Annotated in this window: 21 protein-coding genes; 3 read left to right on the forward strand and 18 right to left on the reverse strand. The window is 53.9% G+C overall.

Annotated features, from left to right (window positions below; genetic code table 11):
• Nucleotides 1-54: 54 nt before the first annotated feature.
• From AB8B75_RS19905 to AB8B75_RS19945, 9 genes are all read right to left on the reverse strand, one after another.
• Nucleotides 55-1,023, reverse strand: coding sequence for an ABC transporter permease (locus AB8B75_RS19905; RefSeq protein WP_405364617.1), 969 nt, complete (start codon nucleotides 1,021-1,023; stop codon nucleotides 55-57).
• A complete protein-coding gene (locus AB8B75_RS19910) occupies nucleotides 1,023-2,117 on the reverse strand; it encodes an ABC transporter permease (RefSeq protein WP_405364619.1) in 1,095 nt (364 codons plus the stop codon). The genes AB8B75_RS19905 and AB8B75_RS19910 overlap by 1 nt, the downstream gene beginning before the upstream one ends.
• Before the next feature lie 3 nt (nucleotides 2,118-2,120).
• Entirely contained in the window at nucleotides 2,121-3,647 is a 1,527-nt protein-coding gene (locus AB8B75_RS19915; protein WP_405364621.1) for an ABC transporter ATP-binding protein, read from the reverse strand.
• A gap of 78 nt (nucleotides 3,648-3,725) precedes the next feature.
• Nucleotides 3,726-4,724, reverse strand: a complete 999-nt coding sequence (locus AB8B75_RS19920; protein WP_405364623.1) for a BMP family protein — start codon at nucleotides 4,722-4,724, stop codon at nucleotides 3,726-3,728.
• A gap of 162 nt (nucleotides 4,725-4,886) precedes the next feature.
• Complete coding sequence (locus tag AB8B75_RS19925; protein WP_405364625.1) at nucleotides 4,887-5,294, reverse strand: GNAT family N-acetyltransferase; 408 nt, start codon at nucleotides 5,292-5,294, stop codon at nucleotides 4,887-4,889.
• On the reverse strand, nucleotides 5,291-5,929 hold the full coding sequence (gene tsaB, locus AB8B75_RS19930) for a tRNA (adenosine(37)-N6)-threonylcarbamoyltransferase complex dimerization subunit type 1 TsaB (RefSeq protein ID WP_405364627.1): 639 nt from the start codon (nucleotides 5,927-5,929) through the stop codon (nucleotides 5,291-5,293). The genes AB8B75_RS19925 and tsaB overlap by 4 nt, the downstream gene beginning before the upstream one ends.
• Entirely contained in the window at nucleotides 5,926-6,366 is a 441-nt protein-coding gene (locus AB8B75_RS19935) for a GFA family protein (protein WP_405364629.1), read from the reverse strand. The genes tsaB and AB8B75_RS19935 overlap by 4 nt, the downstream gene beginning before the upstream one ends.
• 16 nt (nucleotides 6,367-6,382) lie before the next feature.
• On the reverse strand, nucleotides 6,383-6,946 hold the full coding sequence (locus AB8B75_RS19940; protein WP_405364631.1) for a NifU family protein: 564 nt from the start codon (nucleotides 6,944-6,946) through the stop codon (nucleotides 6,383-6,385).
• 105 nt (nucleotides 6,947-7,051) lie between these two features.
• Nucleotides 7,052-7,507 (reverse strand): universal stress protein, encoded by a 456-nt coding sequence (locus tag AB8B75_RS19945; protein ID WP_405364633.1) that lies wholly within the window; start codon nucleotides 7,505-7,507, stop codon nucleotides 7,052-7,054.
• A gap of 139 nt (nucleotides 7,508-7,646) precedes the next feature.
• On the opposite strand from AB8B75_RS19945, the gene AB8B75_RS19950 reads away from it, so the two are divergent.
• Nucleotides 7,647-8,036 carry a BLUF domain-containing protein gene (locus AB8B75_RS19950; protein WP_405364635.1) on the forward strand — a complete coding sequence of 130 codons (390 nt, stop codon included), beginning with the start codon at nucleotides 7,647-7,649 and terminating at the stop codon, nucleotides 8,034-8,036.
• Here AB8B75_RS19950 and AB8B75_RS19955 read toward each other — a convergent pair whose 3' ends face one another.
• The gene (locus AB8B75_RS19955) at nucleotides 8,037-8,903 is read right to left on the reverse strand and encodes a branched-chain amino acid aminotransferase (RefSeq protein ID WP_405364636.1); all 867 of its coding nucleotides are present in this window, start codon (nucleotides 8,901-8,903) and stop codon (nucleotides 8,037-8,039) included.
• Nucleotides 8,904-8,958: 55 nt separating this feature from the next.
• Nucleotides 8,959-9,186: a hypothetical protein gene (locus AB8B75_RS19960; protein WP_405364638.1), complete on the reverse strand. Its 228-nt coding sequence runs from the start codon at nucleotides 9,184-9,186 to the stop codon at nucleotides 8,959-8,961.
• Nucleotides 9,187-9,312: 126 nt separating this feature from the next.
• Here AB8B75_RS19960 and AB8B75_RS19965 point away from each other — a divergent pair, with 126 nt between their 5' ends.
• Nucleotides 9,313-10,014 carry a M48 family metallopeptidase gene (locus AB8B75_RS19965; protein ID WP_405364640.1) on the forward strand — a complete coding sequence of 234 codons (702 nt, stop codon included), beginning with the start codon at nucleotides 9,313-9,315 and terminating at the stop codon, nucleotides 10,012-10,014.
• Between the two features lie 64 nt (nucleotides 10,015-10,078).
• On the opposite strand, the gene AB8B75_RS19970 is transcribed toward AB8B75_RS19965, so the two are convergent.
• From AB8B75_RS19970 to rimO, 4 genes are all read right to left on the reverse strand, one after another.
• The gene (locus AB8B75_RS19970) at nucleotides 10,079-10,477 is read right to left on the reverse strand and encodes a thiol-disulfide oxidoreductase DCC family protein (protein ID WP_405364641.1); all 399 of its coding nucleotides are present in this window, start codon (nucleotides 10,475-10,477) and stop codon (nucleotides 10,079-10,081) included.
• 53 nt (nucleotides 10,478-10,530) lie between these two features.
• Nucleotides 10,531-10,881, reverse strand: a complete 351-nt coding sequence (locus AB8B75_RS19975; RefSeq protein WP_405364642.1) for a hypothetical protein — start codon at nucleotides 10,879-10,881, stop codon at nucleotides 10,531-10,533.
• 78 nt (nucleotides 10,882-10,959) lie between these two features.
• Nucleotides 10,960-11,202, reverse strand: coding sequence for a CDGSH iron-sulfur domain-containing protein (locus tag AB8B75_RS19980; protein ID WP_405364684.1), 243 nt, complete (start codon nucleotides 11,200-11,202; stop codon nucleotides 10,960-10,962).
• A 113-nt stretch (nucleotides 11,203-11,315) separates the two neighbouring features.
• Nucleotides 11,316-12,689, reverse strand: coding sequence for a 30S ribosomal protein S12 methylthiotransferase RimO (gene rimO / locus AB8B75_RS19985; RefSeq protein WP_405364644.1), 1,374 nt, complete (start codon nucleotides 12,687-12,689; stop codon nucleotides 11,316-11,318).
• Nucleotides 12,690-12,755: 66 nt separating this feature from the next.
• On the opposite strand from rimO, the gene AB8B75_RS19990 reads away from it, so the two are divergent.
• Complete coding sequence (locus tag AB8B75_RS19990) at nucleotides 12,756-14,717, forward strand: AsmA family protein (protein WP_405364646.1); 1,962 nt, start codon at nucleotides 12,756-12,758, stop codon at nucleotides 14,715-14,717.
• Between the two features lie 20 nt (nucleotides 14,718-14,737).
• Here AB8B75_RS19990 and kdsA read toward each other — a convergent pair whose 3' ends face one another.
• The 3 genes from kdsA to AB8B75_RS20005 are packed head-to-tail and all read right to left on the reverse strand — an operon-like array spanning nucleotide 14,738 to nucleotide 17,844.
• A complete protein-coding gene (kdsA, locus tag AB8B75_RS19995; RefSeq protein ID WP_405364648.1) occupies nucleotides 14,738-15,571 on the reverse strand; it encodes a 3-deoxy-8-phosphooctulonate synthase in 834 nt (277 codons plus the stop codon).
• Nucleotide 15,572: 1 nt separating this feature from the next.
• Nucleotides 15,573-17,207 (reverse strand): capsule biosynthesis protein, encoded by a 1,635-nt coding sequence (locus AB8B75_RS20000; protein ID WP_405364650.1) that lies wholly within the window; start codon nucleotides 17,205-17,207, stop codon nucleotides 15,573-15,575.
• Nucleotides 17,185-17,844: an ABC transporter ATP-binding protein gene (locus tag AB8B75_RS20005; RefSeq protein ID WP_405364652.1), complete on the reverse strand. Its 660-nt coding sequence runs from the start codon at nucleotides 17,842-17,844 to the stop codon at nucleotides 17,185-17,187. Before AB8B75_RS20005 ends, AB8B75_RS20000 begins: the two co-directional genes overlap by 23 nt.
• Nucleotides 17,845-17,895: the final 51 nt, after the last annotated feature.

A 17,895-nucleotide genomic window follows, 5' to 3' on the forward strand; every position in this document is an offset into this window, starting at 1 on the left:
TGCTGCCATGCAGCAATTAGGACTGATACAATCACGGAAACTGGTCTTAACAGGTCAACGTTCCTTGACGTAGGGTTCGCCGCCTGCGCGCGGGGGAATCGCCTTACCGACGAAACCGGCCAGAATGATCACGGTCATGACATAGGGCAGTGCACCGAGCAAAGCGCCCTGTACCTTGATGCCCAAGAGGGCCTGAATGACGTCCGGTCTGGTTTCAAGCGCACCAAAAAGACCAAAAAGAAGTGTGGCGTAGAGTGCGTACCAAGGCCGCCATTTGGCAAATATCAGAGCAGCCAGTGCGATGAATCCGCGCCCGGCCGACATGTCTTTGACGAAACCGGCCTGAAGTGCGGTGGACAGATAGGCACCCGCGATCCCGCAGAGCAGACCACAGATCACAACAGCCGCATAGCGCATTCCAATGACTGAAACGCCCGCGGTGTCCACGGCGGCTGGGTTTTCGCCAACGGCGCGCAGGCGCAGGCCAAAGCGTGTGCGGAACAAGATCCACCATGACAGGGGCACCATCGCGAAAGCGATGTAGACCAGGATCGAGTGACCCGAGATCAATTCCTGGTAGATTGGTCCCAGGAAGGGAACGGATCCCAAAGCCTCGGCGAAGGGCAGGGTGATCGGTTCAAAGCGGGCACCGCCCATCAGTGAAGGGGTGCGACCGCCTTGGCTGAACCAATCCTGCGCAATCAACACGGTAAGCCCGGCGGCCAGAAAGTTAATCGCCACGCCTGAGATAAGTTGATTGCCACGGAACGTAATAGAGGCCAGCCCGTGCAACAGGCTCAGGGCCATGGAAGCCGCGATCCCGGCCAAGAGGCCAATCCAGACGGAGCCGGTCACAGCGGCTATTGCTGCCGAAAAGAAAGCCGCCGCCAGCATTTTGCCCTCTAGACCGATGTCAAAAATACCGGCACGTTCAGAGAACAATCCGGCCAGACAGGCCAACAGCAAAGGCGTGGCAAGACGAACCGTGCTGTCAAGCAGTTGAACGAGCGTCAGAAAATCCATCAGGTGTTCCCCCGACGCATCATCAGGAATGCACGCTCCAACGGCATCCGCACCATGTTATCGAGCGCGCCGGTGAACAGAATAACAAGCGCCTGGATCACCACAATCAATTCGCGCGGTATGCTGGTCCAAAGCGCCAGTTCAGCACCACCCTGGTAGAGAAAGCCAAAAAGAATGGCGGCAAGAAACACGCCAAGGGGGTGACTGCGCCCCATCAGGGCCACCGCAATGCCGATGAAACCGGCACCTTCAACTGCGTTGAGAACGAGGCGCTCGGCTTCACCCATCACGTTGTTGATGGCCATCATGCCAGCCAGGGCTCCTGAAATCAGCATTGCAATCATCGTGATCGCAGTCGGGGAGATGCCGCCATATTTTGCCGCAGGTTCAGATTTGCCATAGCTGCGAATTTCATAACCAAGCCAGGTGCGCCAAAGCAGGAACCACACAAGCACACAGGCCAATACCGCAATGACAAAGGTAACATTTGCAGGTGCCGCCTTTGAGAAATTGATCCCAATGGGCGCCAGAATGTCATGCAACGTTGGCAGATGGACGGTCTCCGGAAAGCGGGCCGTTGCAGGGTCCATGCTGCCGGGCGGACGCATGACATTGACCAGCACGTAGTTCAGCACCGCCGCCCCGATGAAATTGAACATGATCGTTGTGATCACGATGTGGCTGCCGCGTTTTGCTTGCAAGAAAGCAGGGATCGCGGCCCATGCCGCGCCGAAAAGCGCCGCGGCCAGCGTCGCGGCTAGCAGCGCGATTGTCCAATGCGGCCAAGGGATCAGTAGACATGCCAAAGCAACGCCCAGACCACCTAGCATGGCTTGGCCTTCGCCACCAATGTTAAACAGACCCGCGTGAAAAGCGACGGAGACGGCTAGTCCCGTGAAAAGAAAATTTGTCGCGTAGTAGAGCGTGTATCCCCATCCATAAGTGCTGCCCAAGGCGCCGGTCACCATCAGGTTTACAGCAGCGATCGGGTCTTCGCCGATGGCGAGGATGACCAGTGCGGAAAGAAGCGCCGCCAGAATCAACGAAATCAACGGTACAAGGACCACTTCTGCCCATTTTGGCATCGCTTCCATCTATCAGCTCCCCACGCCGGCCATCAGCAGCCCAAGTTCTTTCTCATCTGTCTCGGCCGATTGACGCTCTCCCATGATGTGACCGTCGAACATCACCGCAACACGGTCCGCCAACGCTAGAATCTCTTCCAGCTCCACAGAAACCAACAAAATAGCTTTGCCCTTGTCACGTAAGGCAACGATCTGTTGGTGGATGAACTCAATTGCACCGATGTCCACCCCGCGTGTGGGCTGGCCGATCAGCAAGAGATCAGGGTTACGTTCAATTTCGCGCGCCAGCACAATCTTTTGCTGGTTGCCTCCGGAAAAACTCTTTGCTGCGAGCGCCGGGTTCGGTGGACGCACGTCAAAACGATCCATCTTGGCCTCGGTGTCCGCACGGATCGCGGAGTTGTTCAGCAAAAGGCCCGACTGATAATCGGGATCACGGTGATACCCAAAGGCGGTGTTTTCCCAAGCGGAGAAGTCCATGATCAGGCCCTCGCGTTGTCGGTCTTCGGGCACATGTGCAATGCTGCGGGCACGGCGTGAGCGACCGTCCGAGTACTTGCCGCTCAGGTCCAGTGGTTGACCATTAACGCGAATTTCACCGGTCCCGTCGGCATAACCGCCCAGTACTTCGAGCAGTTCGGATTGACCGTTGCCCGCCACCCCTGCAATGCCCAGTATTTCACCGGCACGTACCTGTAGATCAATGCCTTTCAACCGCTCAACGCCTGAATCATCAAAGACGCGCAAGCTTTTGATATCAAGTAAGACTTTACCTGGCGTGGCCGGCACCTTGTCTACGCGCAACAAGACTTTTCGGCCCACCATCAATTCGGCCAACTCGGCGGGCGAAGTCTCTGATGTCTTGACAGTTGCGGTCATTTCACCGCGCCGCATGACACTGACTGTGTCGGTGGCTTCCATAATTTCGCGCAGCTTGTGCGTAATCAGTATGATGGTCTTTCCCTCTGCGCGCAGTCTTTCGAGGATGCGAAAAAGCTGATCTGCTTCAGCCGGTGTCAAAACTCCTGTGGGTTCATCCAGAATTAATATATCGGCCTGACGATAGAGCGCTTTGAGAATTTCAACGCGCTGCTGCATGCCTACGCCAAGATCTTCGATGACCGCATCTGGATCTACGTTCAGGCCGTATTCATGTTCAAGTTCCAGCAATGTTTTGCGGGCTTTGGCGAGCGAAGGTTGCAACAGGCGTCCATCTTCCGCTCCTAGAATTATATTTTCCAGAACTGTGAAATTCTCAACCAGTTTGAAGTGCTGGAACACCATGCCGATACCGGCGGCTATTGCCGACTGACTGTCGGGGATCTCGGTTCTTTGGCCGGCAATAAAAATCTCGCCTTTATCGGCCTTGTAGAACCCGTAAAGGATCGACATCAGTGTCGATTTTCCCGCGCCGTTCTCGCCAATGATCCCATGGATCGTGCCCGGCATGACTCGAATAGAAATGTCTTTGTTGGCTTGAACCGGGCCAAAAGACTTGGAAATGCCTTTGAGTTCTATCGCTGGTGCCTGCGCGCTCATGCACTCCCCTTTCGTCCGACGCAAGCCACAGCATTAGTTGCGTGTGGCTTGCGTTTTTCATTCACGTTGCAGCTTGCCTTAAAAGTCCAGCGCGGGGCAGCTGTCGCTTGCGTAGTATGACGCAACTTCCAATTCACCAGAAATGATCTTTTCGCGTGCTTCGTCAACGGCGGCTTGCATTTCGCTGGTCACCAGCGGCGCATTGTTGTCGTCCAGAGCATAGCCCACACCTTCTTCTGCGAGGCCCAAAGTGAAGACACCGGTTTCGAGGGCATCGCCTGCTTTCAACGCGTCATAGACGGCCACGTCCACCCGTTTCAGCATGGAGGTCAGAACCTTGCCGGGGTGCAGGTGGTTTTGGTTGCTGTCCACGCCGATCGACAATACGCCTTCATCTGCAGCTGTTTGTAGCACACCTACGCCGGTGCCACCCGCAGCAGCATAAACCACATCCGCGCCCTGGCTGATCTGGGCTTTCGTCAATTCGGAGCCTTTTACTGGATCATTCCAGGCGGCTGGTGTTGTGCCCGTCATATTGGCAATCACAGTGGCATCTGGCTTTACCGCCTTCACGCCTTGCGCATAGCCGCAGCCAAAGTGCCGGATCAGCGGGATGTCCATGCCGCCGATGAAGCCAACTGTGCCGCTTTCTGAAGCCATGCCGGCCAGCATGCCGACAAGGTAGGACCCCTCATGTTCGGCAAATCCGATCTGGCGGATGTTTGGCGTATCAAGCCAGGTCACGTCAATCGCCACGAACTTTGTGTCCGGATAGTCTGGTGCCACGCTCGAAAGCGGGTCAGCCATGGCAAATCCCATGGTGATCACGGGGTTCGCGCCGGCATCAGCAAATCGGCGCAGCGCCTGCTCGCGTTGCGCTTCGGATTGTAGTTCGATTTCACGGTAGGTGCTGCCGGTTTCTTCGGCCCACCTGGATGCGCCGTTATGTGCCGCTTCGTTGAAGGATTTGTCGAACTTGCCACCCAGATCGAAAATCAGTGCAGGTTCGGCTATAGCGGCACCAGCCAACAGAGCCATCGCAGCGGTTGCGCCAAGGAATTTTTGCATAAGGGTCATTCAGGTGTCTCCCAGTTTGTGATTTTGGAGCGTTTGCGCGCCGTTCTCGGCCCGTTGTCGCCCAATATGAGCAGATTAATTCTGATCCTGATCAAATTAGCAACTAGCTGACCGACAGGGTCAACCGCTTTTTCAAAGCAAGGGGGTGATTTAAGGGCCTTATCAGCGGGTCAACGCAACTGACATAAGCACGGCATCGACTGCGGGGCCATGTGTGCGGGAATAATAACCTTTCCGCCGACCCGTCTCCGCGAATCCGTGTTTTTTATAAAGGTGCCGAGCGGCAGTATTGTCAGCTGCGACTTCGAGAAAAGCGAATTCGCTTTGAGCCGTGTTCAGCCAATCCAATATCAACCTATCCGCAATGCCCTGTCTCCGCTTTGCGGGATCAACCACCAGCGTCAGAAGCTCGCTTTCGCCCGCAACATTGCGGATGAGCGCAAACCCACCACTTTGGTGTTTGAGCGAGACATGTGGGCTGCGCAACAGGTCTTCGAATTCCTTTGCGGACCAGGCGCGCGCATTCGGAAATCCCGCACGGTGAAGTTGGGCCAGATCCCGGGGCGTCACGGCAGGATAAGCGGCGGCGTGTCGCGGGAAGGCGCAGCATCGGCCCGGCGCATATAGAGGGGCGCTGGACGCGTGTTGACGGTAAGGTAGCGCTCGCGTGTCAGATGCGCGATGGAGACAGCTATCGGATGTGCCGGAGGCTGACCACCTGCGCCGATGAGCGGTCCTTCGAAACCTGGCAAGTTATCGGCGGGTGCCATTGCTGGGTCATGAACGGCCCTACCGTCAAACTGCTGAAAATAAACCTGCCCACGTCGCGCATCGACCGCGCAGGCGCAAGGTGTTTCATGGCCATAACTCAGCGCTTCGAGACTTGAGATGCCAACGGAAGGCACGCCCAATCCCAAGGCAAGCCCGCGCGCGGCGGAAACGGAAATACGAATACCGGTGAAGTTGCCAGGGCCAATCCCGACACCAAGTGCTGTGAGGTCGCAGTAGCTCAGTCCGGCTTCATTCATTAACTCCGTGCACAGTCCCAGCAGCCTTTCTGCTTGGCCTTTGGTCATCGGCTCGCTGCTTTGGGCCAGGATGTCTTCTCCGCAAAGAACACAGACGGCGCAATGCGCAGAAGAGGTATCAAAAGCCAGTATCTTGGGCTGACCAATTGTCTGCTGATCCTTTTGTCTGCTCTTCATCTGAACGGGTCGGAGGAAAGCAAAGTATCCCTGCCGCTGCCATTCTGCCGAACAAGATTGTCATTAATCTGCAGCCAGGCGAGCGCTGCATCTGCATGGCAGTGAATAACCGGCGGAAAATCTCCAGCCTGATCCAACAATCCCAGGGGCACATAGATTTGACCCGGCAGGTAGTCATATTGCGCGGCCAGCGGCGATCCGCAGGATTTGCAAAACCACCGCACAACACCCGGGGTATGCGAAGAAGGTACCCCGGGGTCGGGTTCAATCTGCAAAGATCCCTCGTGAAATGCTGCAAATGCCGCTACCGGTGCGCCGCTGAGACGCCTGCAATCAGCGCAATGACAATAGTTGACGACAAGAGGCGAATTGCTCGATGTTACCGTCATTTTACCGCAGTAGCACCTGCCTGTTACAGCTGGACAAGAGGAAGACATCACTGACGCCAGAGGGTTATGTTGCGACAGGGCGAACTTCGGTAACTTCCGGGATGTAGTGACGCAGCAGGTTTTCAATGCCCATTTTCAACGTCAATGTTGACGATGGGCATCCCGCGCAAGCGCCCTGCATGTGGAGATAAACGACGCCTCGGTCAAACCCGTGAAATGTGATGTCGCCCCCGTCTTGTGCCACGGCGGGTCGCACACGGCTGTCGAGAAGTTCCTTGATCTGATCGACGATCACACCGTCTTCACCATCGTGTTCCGCATGACCGGATGCAGGCGCGTGATCTCCTGCGATGACAGGTTGACCTGATTGAAAATGTTCCATGATCGCGCCAAGCAGAGCAGGTTTGATATGATCCCAATCGACTGCATCGGTTTTTGTCACAGTTACAAAATCTGTTCCGAAAAACACACCGGTCACCCCATCCACAGCGAAAATGCGCGTCGCCAAAGGTGACTTGTCCGCCGTGTCCGCGGTTGGAAAATCGGCGGTACCCATTTCGAGAACCGTTTGACCGGGCAAAAACTTCAAGGTTGCCGGGTTTGGCGTAGATTCGGTCTGAATGAACATGAGCAGTCTCCTGTTGATGTTTCAGATATGCGGACCCAAAGTGCTCAAGTCAAGGTTTGGAATCATTCTAATCTTGGTTTTGATCTGCCGCTTGGCGTTATTCGATCATGTAATCGCTTCCAGCTTTTCCTTGCTCAAATCGCCGGGCACGATGGTGATGGGTATCGGTAGGTTGCCCGCGCTCTTAGTCAGTTGCGTCACAAGCGGACCTGGCCCTTGTTTCCCTGTGCCAGCCCCAAGCACTAACACGCCAATCTCTGGATCTTCGTGAATCTGTGTGAGAATCTCGTCAACAGGGGGGCCCTCGCGGATCACCAGTTGCGGGTCGATGCCCTGACGATCGCGCATCCATTTGGCAAACACTTCGTAGTGCACTTCGATGCGTTCGCGTGCTTCTTCGCGCATCATTGCGCCGACACCAATCCAATGGTTGAATTCGTCCGGCGGAATAACGGAGAGGATTTCAACTCCACCGCCTGTATGTGCCGCGCGCATTGCAGCAAATCGCATGGCGTTCAGGCATTCGCGACTATCGTCCAGAACCACAAGAAACTTCCGCATCTTACGATATCCCCCTTTTCACCGGATCATGACCTTAGTTTGAGAGGGGCGCAATCTCTATCTCCGCGCGAATACCCATGGACACAAAGCTCACAAAGCGCGATGGTGACGCATGAAACGGGGGGCGAAACACAGGCCCATGTTACAACTCATCTACGTATCTCGACCATTCGGCTATGATTTGAACATGCTGGCATCAATTCTGGCAACGTCGCGTGTGAGAAACGCGCAAAGCGATGTGACGGGCGCGCTGATATGCCGGTCGGACATATTTTTGCAGTTGTTGGAAGGGCCCGCTAGCCAAGTCGAGATGACTTTTAAACGTATTTGCCAAGACGACAGGCATGTGGATATCCAGAGGCTGGTTTCGCAACCCGTCGAGGACAGAATGTTTGGCAATTGGGCTATGAAACACGACCCAGCAGAGAGTTGGTTGTGGTCTCCCGGGCAAATTCAGGATGGTGCATTGGAAAACGCATCGGAAAGTGAAATTCGTTCAATCTTTGAAAGATCGTCAGAAGCCGGGTGACTAAAGCGGCTCCGACGCGGCCCAATCCCAATACATTTCGCGCAGCCGGCGGGCTATTGGGCCCATTTGATATTGGGTCTCTTCGAACGCGGTTACAGGCGTGATTTTTGACATATTACCGGTCATAAAAACTTCATCAGCTTGGTGGAAATCCTCAAACGTGAGGACGGTTTCATGAACCGTGATTCCATCTGCCTTCATATTAGACATATGCCGCGCACGGGTGATCCCAGCCAGAAACGTCCCATTGGCAATGGGCGTAAATGCTTCGCCATCTTTTACCATAAAAATATTTGCAGTGGCGGTTTCGGCGACGTTCCCCATTGCGTCCGCTACCAGCGCATTGCCGAATCCTTTGTTACGTACTTCTAACAACATTCTTGCATTATTGGGATAAAGACAGCCTGCTTTGGCGTTGACCAAATTGTCTTCAAGCACCGGACGCCGAAACCGCGTGCGCCCCAAAGTTGCGGAAGCCTCGGCGGGTGCCATCGGTATTTGTTCGAGACTAACGGCAAAACCAGTTGCGTCCGGACTAGGAACAATCGCGGTGGTATCGCCATGAATGCCCCAGTACATCGGGCGGATATACACGGCGTCCTCTGGTCCGTAGTGCTTAAGACCTTCGCGTATGATTTCGACCATGTCTTCTGTGGTCACGGTGGGGCGGATCATCAGAGCTTCAGCCGAACGATTCACCCGAGCGCAGTGAGGTGCCAGGTCGGGCGCGCGTCCCGCGAAAAAACGGGCACCGTCAAAAACGGTTGATCCCAGCCAACTGCCGTGATCCGCAGCACGCATGATAGGCACATCGCCGCGGTGCCAACTGCCTTCGAAATAGGTAGTGATATTGGTGCCAACGCTCATGAACTACGGTCTCCGAGAGGGAAAAGGGGGGTAGGGCGATACAAAGAGAGATGGCCTAAGGCGCACGGTAGACGCCCTCGGGCAAGTTGAGCGCGGCGTTCAAATCGCGCCATTGCTCGGGCGACAGCGTGATAGATACCGTTTTGTCTGTGCGCGGGTCATATTGGTTCAACAAAATAGCGCTTTCGGTTGCGTGTACGCATACATCTTCTTGCAGCGGCGCTGCGCCGTCATCAACCAAAGTCACAACAGTTGCATCAAATTCGTGTTCAATCGTAAACATAGCGGCAGATTACGCCATGTTACTTATGATGCAAGAGGCACAAACCTGCGTGAACGGGCTGGTCGCTGCTGGTCAGGATGCTAAAGTCAGATCCGTTGAGTTTTCGACCACAAAGGACGCGCCTCTATGCGATGGACATCGCTCATTACAGGTCTTGCTATCACAGTTCTCGCGGGGTGTACGGTCACGACCGTTCCGCCTCCGGTTTCCACAGCGCCAACCGCACAGGTTGAACCGGTTGCACGCGGCACGCAGACATTTGCGCAGGTGGTTCAAACCGTGGAACCCGTGGCCGAAAGAGAATGTCGCGCGCGCACGTCACGGGTAAATTGCAACTTCAAAATCGTTGTCGACCCGCGACCGGATCAACCGGCGAATGCGTTTCAAACGCTTGATAATTCTGGCCGACCGATCATCGCCTTTACACAAGCTTTGATCAATGACGCACAAAATGCAGACGAACTGGCCTTTGTTTTGGGGCATGAAGCGGCCCATCATATTGCAGGACATATTGCGCGCCAACAACAAAACGCCGTTGCTGGCGCCGTGATTTCTGGTAGCGTTGCGGTTTTGTTGGGCGGCGGCGCTGAGGCTGTGGAAACAGCGCAACGCACAGGCGCGCAGCTCGGCGCCAGAAGCTATTCCAAGAGCTTTGAACTTGAAGCCGATGCGCTGGGTACGGTTATCACAGCGCGCGCAGGCTATGATCCTTTGAGAGGTGCTCTGTTTTTCACGCGCATCCCCGATCCCGGTGATAAGTTCCTGGGTACGCATCCGCCCAATAGCCAACGTATCGAAATAGTGCGCCGTACAGTGGCCGGTCTGTAACGCAAACCTTTTAGTTTATTGGTGTTTTGCCAATGCTGCGCTGCAACGCGCGCGCAATCTGGTATTATGCTTCTGATTGCTTTTTCGCTGGAAAACCTTGCTTTGCAAGACGCTTTTGATGTCGGCGATAAATCAAAGGAGCTAGAATGTGATCATATCCCCAATTCGCAATTTGATACAAACCGGGCAGGCCCACCACCTTCGCGACCCATCGATATCTCGGCAAGCTCTCCCACAAAACGATGAACGCAGGCATTCCGCTCAGCAGTTGATCTGACGTGCGCACATGCAGCCGCTGTGCCGCCATGTCAGCTGAAACATCCCACGTCTGCAATGCTTCAGGATCATTCAAGTCATCGAACTGCAGAGGCAGTTCCTGTGCCTTGCTCATTTTTGCATAGTGATCCATTTCGCGATGGCACACCGGGCAGTCCGCATTATAGAGAACGTCTATTTTTTCCATAAGCCTTACTTAGTTTGGCGCTCGCACAGTTCCACTTGCAGAATTGGGAAATTTTATCGTGGTTTGTTGCCATCAATCCATTTGGACATCATGATTTTGTCGCGAAAACACGCATTCGGTATGGTTTTGTTTTTCGCCCGTGCAATCCTCTCCGCAAATTCGACTTGTTTGGAGGATGGATAGTTAGAAAACTTGCCGCCAATCGGTTTGGGTTGATGAGTGTCAATCCATTGAGAAAGCGCCGCGCGATTGGCTGCGGCCGCTTTTGGAACAACGGTTCCGGTTTTGAGCGCAATAGCCTGAGCATACCGCATTTGCTTGTTTGTCACGGGTTGCGGCTCTTTTATCGGCAATGCGCCTTGTTCTGGCGTGAACAGGCCAGGAAACTTTGATTGAAAAGACATGCATACACCTCCTTTGATCTTGAATAGAACAAAAGAGGAACATTTGCAACTGTTGTTAACGTTCAGAGCGCCGCAGAGCTAGAGCTTTGAGTGACTTCCATCACAAAGCGGCGCTTTTGCAGTGGCTTTGCATCCGCAGAAAAACAGCGTTTTGTCGGCTTCTGCATCGTATTTCAGGGGAGCAAACTCCGTATCTTTGTGCGAACCGTCGCAAAAAGGCTGTTTGGAAGACTGGCCACAAGTACACCAAAAATAGGATTTGCCGGCTGTCACTTCGACAGGATAAGGCGATTTTTGCGCAATTTTTGGAAGGTTCGTCATAATTTGGCTCTTTCTTGTGAAATGGCTTGGAAGGGCGCAGGTATTTTCCCCTCGCACAAAAAATAGCACGCCCAATTCAATTCGCCACTGGCGCGGGATCACGCCGCCGCTTTTTACCCTGTCAGACGACCCCAAAGATCGTATTCCCCAGCTTCATCCACTTCGACCGTGACAATGTCTCCCACCGACAGGTTTTCGAATCCCTCATCAATGAAGAGGTTGCCATCGATCTCTGGCGCATCTGCCTTCGTGCGGCAAGTGGCGGCATCGTCATCGATCTCGTCAATGATCACATCCAGACGCTGACCGACTTTGTTGGCCAGTTTGGCTTCTGAGATTGCCTGGGCCTTGCGCATGAATCGCTCCCAGCGATCTTGCTTGAGTTCATCCGGCACATGGTCGGGCAGGGCATTGGATCGCGCCCCCGCCACGTTTTCGTACTTAAAACATCCGACACGGTCCAATAGTGCCTCCTCCATCCAATCCAGCAGTGTTTGGAATTCAGCCTCTGTCTCGCCAGGATAGCCAACGATAAAGGTGGAACGGAGTGTTAGTTCAGGACATATTGCGCGCCATGCGGCGATTTCATCCAGCGTTTTTGCCGCGGCTGCCGGACGGGCCATACGGCGCAACACATCCGGATGTGCATGTTGAAACGGGATATCGAGATAAGGCAAGACCAACCCGTCCGCCATGAGCGGAATGAGTTGGCGTACATGCGGGTATGGATAGACGTAGTGCAGACGTACCCATACGCCCAATCCACCCAGATCGCGGGCGAGATCAGTGATATGGGCGCGATGACCTCGGTCGGTCGCATGTTTGATGTCAATACCGTAGGCAGATGTATCCTGGCTGATGACAAGCAATTCACGGACGCCATTCTCCACCAACTTCTCTGCTTCGCGCAGAACAGCATGTGCCGGTCGCGACTGTAATCGCCCTCGCATGTCCGGGATAATGCAGAACTTGCACTTGTGGTTACACCCTTCTGAAATCTTGAGATAACTGAAGTGGCGCGGTGTCAGGCTAACGCCTGACGCAGGGAGCAGGTCAACAAAGGGGTCCGGGCTGGGTGGCACGGCGTCGTGCACCGCTTCGAGTACCTGCTCATATTGGTGCGGACCGGTTACCGCCAGAACGCTCGGATGCGCACCTGTGATATATTCTGGTTCTGCGCCCAAGCACCCGGTGACTATGACCCGACCATTTTCCTGCAATGCTTCGCCTATGGCAGAGAGGCTTTCCGCCTTGGCACTGTCCAGAAATCCACAGGTGTTCACGATCACAGCATTGGCACCTGCATAATCAGGCGAAATACCGTACCCTTCAGCCCGTAGCCGTGTCAGAATACGCTCGCTGTCAACCAGTGCTTTTGGACATCCAAGGCTGACCATGCCAACTGTGGGCTGACCGGGTCGGGCAGGGTCGCTCAGGCGGGCTTTGGGTGCCAAATCAGGGCGCAGATCGGGTGGGTTTGTGCTCATGACTTGCGCTATAGTGGAAGTGAAGAGCCTCGAAAAGGGCTCGTGATCAAAGCGGGAGAGTGCAAAGTGAAATGGATTTTGCGTTTGGTGGTTTTCGTGGCCGTGATTTTGGTGGCCGTGGTTGTTTTGGTACTGATGTTGCCAGCGGACCGTATCGCTCGAATAGCAACGGAACAATTGAGCACGGCAACGGGCAGAAGCGTTGCGATTAATGGTGACGTAGGTATCACTTTCTGGCCAATCTTGGGCGTGCGCGCGGGCGAACTGGAGTTGGGGAATGCTGCTTGGTCTGATCAAGGCCCGATGTTTCAAGCGGCGCAAGTGGCGATTGGTGTGGACGCCATGTCACTGTTGCGTGGCGAAATCCGGATAACCAACATTGAGGCAGAAAGTCCCACAGTGCGTTTGCAACAACTCAGCGATGGGCGCGCAAACTGGCAATTCACCGACCCGTCGATTTCACCAGAAACGCAGGCGCAGCCCGAAGCAGAACCAAGCGAGGAAACAAACACCTCCCCGTCGATCACGATCGAGAGGGTGGACATCAAAAACGCGACGCTTTCCTATGACGCGGAAGGCAGCGCGCCTGTATCCCTCAACGGCGTCAATCTGGCTCTGGATTGGCCGGACAGATTGGGAACCGCTGAAATCAGCGCCTCGCTGCAACCCGCCGCATCGCAGGTCACAATCAATGCGGCGTTGGACGGATTTGCCAACTTCATTGCCGGTGAAACCCAAACACTTCGAGTTGCGGTAGACACGGAGGCCGGCACCGTTTCCTTCGACGGTAAGGGCAGCACCGCTGGTTCTGTTTCGGGAACACTCGCCTTGAAAACCAGCAGCACGGATGAATTCCTGCTGGCATTGGGATTGCCGGGCGTTGACCTGCCTGAAAATCTGGGTCGTCGCGCAGACTTGAAGACGAGTTTGACATTCACACCTGACTTAAAACTAGCACTGCGGGATCTGGTCGTTGGCTTGGGCGACAACAAAATCTCCGGTGCTGCAGATATTGACCTTACAGGTGTGCCACAGATTAACGCTCAATTGGATGTGGGTGATTTCGATTTAAAAATGGACACGTCGTCTGCTCAATCTGGAGGCTCAACAGGCGACTCTGCGAAATCCAGCAATACCCCGGTCGCGGCCAGTACCAGTGGATGGCCCCAAACGCCCATTGACGCCAGTGCTTTGTCAAGTTTCAACGGCGAGATTGCGCTTCAAGCGGACAGTATTGATCTGGGACAATTCAAGATCGGCGTTACCCAAGCCGTTTTGCGCAACGAACGATCTCGGATGGTTTTTAACCTGCAGAATGTACAGGCTTACGGTGGAAATGTATCAGGAGAGTTCGTGATCAACAATCGCGCCGGTCTTTCTGTGGGAGGCGGGTTGTCGGCAAAGAATATAGACATGCAACCTTTGCTCAACGACGCGGTCGAGCTCAATCGCTTGACTGGCCAGGGCACTGCAACACTGAGCTTTTTAGGATCGGGGATGACTGTCGATGCGATTATGAAATCCTTGTCAGGTGATGGTTCAGTGTCAATTGGACGTGGAACGATCCTGGGTATTGATCTCGATCGCTTGATGCGGTCGGGTGACATGGGCGAGGGGACGACCGTTTTTGACAGTCTTGGCGCCACCTGGACCATCGCGTCGGGTGTTCTCACCAACAATGATCTGCTCCTGCAGTTGAAAAACTACCAGGCGTCCGGCGCAGGCGTTGTTGGGTTAGGTGCGCAAACGGTCGATTACACGGCGACGCCCGTCGCACTTCGGGCAAACAGCGGCCAGGGATTGTCGATCCCAGTGCGCTTCATCGGACCCTGGTCAGACGTGTCGATCCGTCCTGATCTGGAAGCGGCATTTGATGCGGAATTGGAGGCCAAAAAGGATGAGATTGAGAACAAGGCTAAAGAGAAACTTACAGATGAACTTGGGATCACGAAACAGAATGGCCAATCCACAGAGGATGCTGTCAAGGATGACTTGCAGGACAAATTATTGCGAAAACTCTTCGACTAGCGTGGGTTGCCAAATGGTGGTCAAAGTTCCAGTGGCGCAGCTTTTGCAAGTCGATCAAACAACATCAGTGTTTCAACAAGAGCAGGCATTTTGTCCAGATAAATCATGTTTGGGCCGTCCGAGGGCGATTTATCTGGATCTTCGTGTGTCTCAATGAAAACAGCACTGACGCCGATTGCCACGGCGGCGCGTGCCATGACGGGAGCAAATTCGCGTTGGCCGCCAGATGATCCGCCCTTGCCGCCGGGTTGTTGAACAGAGTGAGTTGCATCCATCACCACGGGATAGCCGGTCTGGGCCATTTGCGGCAACGAGCGCATGTCCGCTACAAGTGTGTTGTATCCAAATGACGTGCCGCGTTCCGTGAGCAGGATCCGCTTGTTACCGGTGGATTCGATTTTTGTGACAATGTTCGGCATTTCCCAAGGGGCCAAAAATTGACCCTTTTTCACGTTTATTGCAGCACCGGTTTTCCCTGCCGCGAGCAGCATGTCGGTCTGACGGCACAGGAACGCAGGAATTTGCAGGATGTCGACAGCTTCCGATGCGGGCGCGCATTGACCTTCATTGTGGACATCTGTCAACACAGGCACACCAATGCTTTTGCCGACCGATTGCAGGACTTTCAATCCGCCTTCGATGCCTGGACCTCGTATGCCGCTCAGCGACGTGCGATTGGCTTTATCATAAGAAGCTTTGAAAACATATTGAGCGCCAACCTTGTCACAGGCTTCCTTCATATGCCCGGCGATCATTTGCGCATGATCTGCACTCTCCAACTGACAAGGGCCCGCTATTACCGTCAAAGGCAGGTCGTTACCGATCGTTAGATCGCCCACGGTCACATGTGTCATATTAGGAGGTTACCTGTTCGCGAAGAATGGAAGCGGTCAAGGATACCATCAAGTAGATACCTGAAAAGATCAAGAAGGCCACCACCGTATTCTCGAATTTTCGCGGGTAACTCGCCTCTTCAGGCGGCACGGGTTTTACGCTTATGGTCAGGTAACGCACCTGTCTGTTTGCTTCCATCCGTGTTTGTTCCATCTGTTGCAAGGCCGATTGGAGCAACAGGTCACGGGTCGCAAGATCGGCCTGAGCCATCTGAATGCGAACACTCAATTGAGCCAGGGAGTTTTCGCCCTGGCTTGCATCAATCATACGTGCATTGAGTTCTTTAAGCTGGTCATTGAGCCGACGCACATCGCCGCGTGCACCCTCGACTCGAGACTGGTTTGGACTTGTATTGTCCAGTAGCGCCGCCAGTTGCAGTTCCTTTTCCAGAAGCTGCAATTCAATCGTGTTTATCTGACTGCGCAAACCGACAATTACGGCTTGAGGATCAAGGGTTGCGCCTTGTATCTGCAGACTTACAAGGGCCTCTTGTGCTGCACGACGTTCTCTTTCTGCATTCTCAAAACTCGCGCGTGCCTCTGCCATCTGATCGCCACGCTTTTGCTGGCTCAGCGCATTTACCCGGTCTTCCGCGTAGTCAATAAGAGCGCGACTGAAACTGGCACTGACGAGCGGGTCGGCAGCGATGACTTCCATGCGCAACACACCTTCGGTCGGATCATAGCCGACTTTGACGTTCTTTTTGAATGTTTTATAGGCTTGTTCGTTCGAAGGGTTTGTCGTCAGTCTCTGAACAGGATCGATGTCTGATTGTGTGAAGTGAGATTTGAATCCCACATCTCTATCCAGTCGCAACAAGGCATCTTTTGACTGGAGGTATGACTGAACAGCAATACTGTCTTGTGATGTCGCGAATTGAGTGCCTGACAAAAGTCCGCCAATACCGCTGCCACCCTGATTGTCTGCCTGCAAAATCAGGAACTCGGATTTGGTAGAATACATCGGCGTGGCAACATTGTAAAAATACCAACCTGCCAGAAATGTTGGAAAAAGAACGAAAAAGGACAAGCGCGCCATAAGCATGCCCAGTTTCTTGCGCCTGCGTTTGCTGATGTCGCGTTGAATTTCAGCTATTTCGCGGTTGCGCATTTCTGCTGGGCTGAGGTCAATCTCAGGCTTGCGCTCCTTGTCTTCCAGAACTGACTGCGGCAGCTTGTCAAGGCTGTTGTTGTTGCTTCCTTCTTTGGCCCGTCCGTCCGTTTCATTTGGTTCTCTGGAAACAACAAGCTGCAGCATGTTGGAGCGCTGGAATGGATCAATACCCATGTCACGAAGTAATCGTACTGCATCAAAATCGGAGGTTGGAGACAGATCGTTCTTATGAGCAACACGACGTGCCATGCGCAGTTGACGCCCGTTGAACCCTTCCCGTCGAATAGCGTCAAGCTTGTCGGCGATGCTGCTCGACCCTGAAGGCTCGCTTTCGCGCGCCTCCTTTGCAACTTTATTTTTGGCGTCCGGTTTCGGTTCCGAACCTTCAACAGCCAGCGGCTCCTGCGGGTTAGCCGCAGGTGCTAAAGCGTTCGGATCACGACGCTTTATGCGAAACTTTCTAGCTGTTGGTTTCGTAGTCATAAAGCCGTTTCGCTTCTTCCAACGTGTCAAACATGTTAAATTGACCACCTATCAATACAGCCGCAGACCGAGCAAAGTTCTGCAATGTTTTGGCTTGGTGTGACACGATGATAATCGTAGTTGTGCGCAACCTTTCCTGTAGGATCTCCCCGGCTTTGCGATTGAATTCAACGTCCGTCGTGCTGGGCATACCTTCGTCGATCAGATAAATATCGAAATCGAGCGCCAACATCAGGGAGAAGGAAAATCGGGCTCTCATGCCTGCCGAATAAGTGCCCAGAGGCTGATCGAAGTATTCCCCCAGCCCGCAAAGCCAACGGCAAAAACTCTCTACGTAGTCAGGATCCAACCCATAAAGTCTTGCGATGTATCGCGCGTTTTCCATTGCGCTGACCCTGCCCACGACTCCGCCCATAAAACCCAGGGGAAATGAGATTTTACATGCCCGCCTGATCTCACCATCATCAGGTTTTTCGAGGCCCGCAATCATATTGATCAGCTTGGTTTTGCCGGTTCCGTTCGGGGCGAGAACACCCAATGAATTTCCCAAATCGATTTTGAACGAAACTTTATCCAGGATCACCTTGTGTTGTGATCCCGTCCAATAGGATTTCGATACGTTCTCGAACGCCAGCATTACTGCTCCGATTGCAATTTGATCCAGAAAAGATCGCCCTGCAGTGGTTTA

Origin of the sequence: Roseobacter sp. (assembly GCF_045106495.1) — a bacterium.
Taxonomy (GTDB): domain Bacteria; phylum Pseudomonadota; class Alphaproteobacteria; order Rhodobacterales; family Rhodobacteraceae; genus Roseobacter.

Bases quoted from the DNA above. Each gene is read 5' to 3' on its own strand.
- AB8B75_RS19940 (WP_405364631.1), bottom strand. From the start codon at position 6,946: ATGTTCATTCAGACCGAATCTACGCCAAACCCGGCAACCTTGAAGTTT.
- AB8B75_RS19945 (WP_405364633.1), bottom strand. From the start codon at position 7,507: ATGCGGAAGTTTCTTGTGGTTCTGGACGATAGTCGCGAATGCCTGAAC.
- rimO (WP_405364644.1), bottom strand. From the start codon at position 12,689: ATGAGCACAAACCCACCCGATCTGCGCCCTGATTTGGCACCCAAAGCC.
- tsaB (WP_405364627.1), bottom strand. From the start codon at position 5,929: ATGAAGAGCAGACAAAAGGATCAGCAGACAATTGGTCAGCCCAAGATA.
- AB8B75_RS19920 (WP_405364623.1), bottom strand. From the start codon at position 4,724: ATGACCCTTATGCAAAAATTCCTTGGCGCAACCGCTGCGATGGCTCTG.
- AB8B75_RS20005 (WP_405364652.1), bottom strand. From the start codon at position 17,844: ATGCTGGCGTTCGAGAACGTATCGAAATCCTATTGGACGGGATCACAA.
- AB8B75_RS19970 (WP_405364641.1), bottom strand. From the start codon at position 10,477: ATGGAAAAAATAGACGTTCTCTATAATGCGGACTGCCCGGTGTGCCAT.
- AB8B75_RS19915 (WP_405364621.1), bottom strand. From the start codon at position 3,647: ATGAGCGCGCAGGCACCAGCGATAGAACTCAAAGGCATTTCCAAGTCT.
- kdsA (WP_405364648.1), bottom strand. From the start codon at position 15,571: ATGACACATGTGACCGTGGGCGATCTAACGATCGGTAACGACCTGCCT.
- AB8B75_RS19955 (WP_405364636.1), bottom strand. From the start codon at position 8,903: ATGAGCGTTGGCACCAATATCACTACCTATTTCGAAGGCAGTTGGCAC.
- AB8B75_RS19960 (WP_405364638.1), bottom strand. From the start codon at position 9,186: ATGTTTACGATTGAACACGAATTTGATGCAACTGTTGTGACTTTGGTT.
- AB8B75_RS19905 (WP_405364617.1), bottom strand. From the start codon at position 1,023: ATGGATTTTCTGACGCTCGTTCAACTGCTTGACAGCACGGTTCGTCTT.
- AB8B75_RS19910 (WP_405364619.1), bottom strand. From the start codon at position 2,117: ATGGAAGCGATGCCAAAATGGGCAGAAGTGGTCCTTGTACCGTTGATT.
- AB8B75_RS19980 (WP_405364684.1), bottom strand. From the start codon at position 11,202: ATGACGAACCTTCCAAAAATTGCGCAAAAATCGCCTTATCCTGTCGAA.
- AB8B75_RS19965 (WP_405364640.1), top strand. From the start codon at position 9,313: ATGCGATGGACATCGCTCATTACAGGTCTTGCTATCACAGTTCTCGCG.
- AB8B75_RS19935 (WP_405364629.1), bottom strand. From the start codon at position 6,366: ATGTCTTCCTCTTGTCCAGCTGTAACAGGCAGGTGCTACTGCGGTAAA.
- AB8B75_RS20000 (WP_405364650.1), bottom strand. From the start codon at position 17,207: ATGACTACGAAACCAACAGCTAGAAAGTTTCGCATAAAGCGTCGTGAT.
- AB8B75_RS19950 (WP_405364635.1), top strand. From the start codon at position 7,647: ATGTTACAACTCATCTACGTATCTCGACCATTCGGCTATGATTTGAAC.
- AB8B75_RS19975 (WP_405364642.1), bottom strand. From the start codon at position 10,881: ATGTCTTTTCAATCAAAGTTTCCTGGCCTGTTCACGCCAGAACAAGGC.